This window comes from Mesorhizobium sp. LNHC229A00 (genome assembly GCF_000502415.1).
Lineage (GTDB): Bacteria > Pseudomonadota > Alphaproteobacteria > Rhizobiales > Rhizobiaceae > Mesorhizobium.
This window is the reverse complement of the sequence record NZ_AYWQ01000049.1, coordinates 1-3,721: the sequence shown is the minus strand read 5'-3', so window position 1 is coordinate 3,721 and position 3,721 is coordinate 1. Positions and strand designations below refer to the sequence as shown.

The 3,721-nt window shown below is 53.3% G+C and carries 4 protein-coding genes and 1 pseudogene; all 5 read left to right on the top strand.

The genetic code is table 11. The annotated features are described in order from the left end of the window. Positions 1–498: DUF6884 domain-containing protein (locus tag X742_RS1000000176870; protein WP_023775536.1), on the top strand; the 498-nt coding region annotated here is incomplete at its 5' end. Positions 499–746: 248 nt separating this feature from the next. Further along, complete coding sequence (locus tag X742_RS1000000174570; RefSeq protein WP_023775535.1) at positions 747–1,118, top strand: hypothetical protein; 372 nt, start codon at positions 747–749, stop codon at positions 1,116–1,118. Next, the gene (locus tag X742_RS140690; RefSeq protein ID WP_023724114.1) at positions 1,119–2,741 is read left to right on the top strand and encodes an SIR2 family protein; all 1,623 of its coding nucleotides are present in this window, start codon (positions 1,119–1,121) and stop codon (positions 2,739–2,741) included. It abuts the gene before it with no gap. A gap of 7 nt (positions 2,742–2,748) precedes the next feature. Further along, positions 2,749–3,198, top strand: a complete 450-nt coding sequence (locus X742_RS140695; protein ID WP_023775534.1) for a nucleoside 2-deoxyribosyltransferase — start codon at positions 2,749–2,751, stop codon at positions 3,196–3,198. A gap of 301 nt (positions 3,199–3,499) precedes the next feature. After that, positions 3,500–3,721, top strand: a pseudogene (locus X742_RS01000000171090) (conjugal transfer protein TraG); the annotation flags it as partial.

The window sequence follows — 3,721 nt, the reverse complement described above, 5'->3', positions numbered from 1 at the left end:
CTGTTCGAGGCTCCGGCCATGCTTCTCCGAGAAGCTGTGCTGGGTCGCAATGGTGTCGTTCCACTCATTGTCATTGGGTGCGGCCGAAAGAAGCGCCAAGAAGCCGCCCCCGCAGATCAGCTCTATACTTCGGACCGATTCAAAAGTTGCATCAATCTTGTTCGATCGCTCGGGGCGCCCTACGCAATTTTGTCGGGCAAACATGGGATCGTCGGGGGCGAGATGGTTATCGCGCCGTATGATCTCAATCTCCCCGATCTGCCTGAAGCCAATCAACGCGATTGGGCTGAGCAGGTGCTTGATGCGCTTGCTGCTCGTGCTGAAAGCAGGCAGGTGACGCTGCTTGCTGCTAACGAATACAGTATGCCGTTGCTGGAGCTGAACAGAGCTAGGGCCTCTCCGTTGGATATCGTCGCGCCTTGGNGGAAGCAAAACGAATGGCCGCAAGGATACAGGACCTGGATCGGCTCTATAATTGGATTGCTGAAGAGCGTATAGCGGACCGTGTGTTCTCGTTCAGGGAACTTTCGTCGAGATCCGTACCAAAACGCGGAGTCTATATCTTCTTGGACGGCGCGGAACGGAACTTCCGGGGCGCTGGTTACCGAGTGGTGCGGATCGGTACCCACGCAGTTAGCGCTGGCTCGAAGGCCTCTCTGCGGGGTCGATTGCGCAATCACCTAGGACCTTCCAGTCAGATCGGCAACCATCGTGGCTCCATCTTCCGTCTGCACATTGGTAGAGCGATGCTGGAGGCCGGCCTCGGCCATGGCAGCCTTCCGACTTGGGGTGAGGGTCAGGACGCGCGCCCCGAGGTGAAGAGTTTGGAGATGGAGCATGAGCTTGCGGTCTCTCGGTATCTTCAGGGTTTAGAGGTGGTTCTGCTCGAAGTTGATGACGAACCTAGCAAGGAAAGTTTGCGAGCTAAGGTTGAGATGCAGCTGATTGCATTGTTGAGCGAATCGATGCGGACAATTGATTATCCCAGTCCTGACTGGCTCGGCCTCAAATCTCCTGTAGCGCAAATCCGCCAATCTGGACTATGGAACATCCGTGGGGTCGGGGGGAAATATGATCCAGCCGCAGCGGGCTCAATCGCCTCGATATTCGAGGTCTGAATGATGGTTAGTAATCTTCATGCCGCCATCGCGCGACAACCGCGTCTCCCTCGATTTTTGTGCCACCTCTACCAGAGGCTGAGACTGCAACGGCTGAACCTGGTGACCGGAGCCGGGATTTCAATCGACGCCAAGGTGCCTGGATGGCAGGACCTATTGAAAAGGCTTGCGGAGATTCAGGGCGGCCTCCCTGATGATTTAGCAGCACACGTTGCGGCGGGGCTCCAACCTGAATATCTCGGACAGATCATCTATCATCGCTTTAGAGGGGCATGTCCTGTCACGGAGCCGGCAGAGCTTAGGTCCGCTACGGTTGAATATGAATGGGGCGACGCTATTCACAAGGCGATCTATGAGAAAGTCCCGCAAACAATCGCCGAGGTTATACAAACGCATCCCTATCTCGCACAGCTGCGTGATCTTTCTCGCAAAGTATCACTCGTAATAAATTTCAACTTCGACGACCTCCTGGCTGATGCGATAGGGGAGCAAGTAAAGCAAAGCGCCTTTGGCAGCGAGTCCGGTAACGCCCTAAGCGTCACTTGGCAACCACCTCTTACGGATCGAGGGAATCTGACGACAGTTTATCACGTCAACGGAATATTGCCCCGTGCCAGCCTTAAGAAGCGCAGCCCCCAACTGATATTCACGGAAGATTCTTTCGCGGATGCTCGTGCACGTTCCCCGGGTGTCAGTTCTGAGTATCTGTTTCTTCGCTTTGTTCAAAACACAATGCTGTTGATTGGTCATTCGCTTGCCGACAGCTCTCTCAAAAACTACCTACGTCTCAACCGTGATAAGAGCCCAGCTAATCATCACTATATGATATATTGGATCAAGGAAGAAGGGGCCCTATCAGAGGCGAGAAGGCAGGACATATTCGAGGCCAATCTCGAACTCTATAACTTGGTAACGATATTTCTAACGTCTGCTGAGATCGGAGATTTTCTCGAGATCCTTAATCTTGATGAAAGAGGATTCAGTGAAACCGTAGAAACGCTTGGAGAGGATCGGCGCTCTCGGTATCACTATTATATAGTGGGGCCTGTCGCCTCTGGGAAGTCGACATTGCTTGAGCACTTGCGATGCTTTCACACACACGAAGAATGGACACGGCCACCTCCTCGTGAGATGTATATGGCGTCGAGTAAAATCGGTGAAGAGCAGCAGGCAATTATCGATCAATTCATATATTCGGAACTGAAGGAGAAGAATCGTCGTATGCATGCGGCGACGGCGGGGCTTCATTTTATGGATCGTGCCCCTTTGGATCTTTATGCCTTCTCTAAAAGCGATGACGAGAATAAGATAAAGTCTCATGCATTGCGCGATCTAGTAACTCGCGATCAGCCTCTTCAGAAAGGAGAGATCATATTTATTGAGGCTGACTCCAAGACGCTAGTGAAGCGAAATATGGCGCGAGGTCGCCCTCCGGAGGAGGCGGGCAAGCAACCCTATTTTGATGCACAGACTATGACCCTCAAAACGATCTACAATCCGTCGTTTGTCCTCTCAACTGATGAGAACAGTCCGGGTGACATTGCTCGCAAAGTGGCTCGGCACGTTCTATTTGAGGAATATGAACCGACCGAGCTCAACACGATTATTGCGCGCTATGAATGATGCTCGAATGTCCATGCGTATCTATCTGGCAGCCCCGCTATTCAACGACATTGAGCGCAGCTTCAATGAGCGGCTGACAAGCCTTCTTGAGCCTATGGCGCACGTTTTTCTTCCCCAACGCGACGGAAAGCTCATGCGCGATCTAGTGGATGGAGGGATGCCAGTGGAGGCTGCGAGGCAATTGGTGTTTGAGGCGGACATCAATGCCATTAGAAGGTGCGATTGTATCGTTGCTGTACTGGATGGTCGCACGATTGATGAAGGGGTGGCATTTGAAATTGGCTACGGTCGTGCGCTCAACAAGTTGTGCCTTGGTCTCAAGACCGATGATCGAACATTGCTACCCTCTGGCGACAATCCTATGATTGTTGCAGGATGTAAGAAGATATTTGCTAACACCATCGAACTCGTTGCCTGGTTACGCGGAGGAGTTCTCTCCGCACGCGACGCAGGTTGAAGGGGCGACACGCTACCCGGTCATGATCGCGGGGTGTTCGTCGACCCGCAAAGAGACTCACTACGTTGCTTCATTGCTTCAGCAATTCCTTCAAGTTGAAGACCCCGCGTGGCCCCATTTCCAGGGCGCAAGCTGCCGGCGGGCCATGATCGGCTTTGCTAGCGAGNGGAGTGCCTTTTCGGCTACTTGCCCCACGCCGAGCGTCGATCGGATATCATCGCAGCAGGTAGTGCCTGACGGCCATTCGCGTTCGTGTTGAATGGCTCGATGCTTGGCCTCAGGCACACACAGGAACAGCGCCATGACACCCACCAAGGTTCTAATTGGGCAGATCGCCGTTGTCTTCGCCTTTGTCATCTTTGGTGTTTGGACAGCAACGCAATGGTGTGCCCAAACGTTAGACTATCAGCCGCAACTCGGACCCCCATGGTTTGTCGCAGCCGGCTGGCCGATCTACAAGCCGTGGCAACTGTTCGGTTGGTGGTTCCATTTCGATGCCTACGCGCCTGAGGTGTTCGACAAG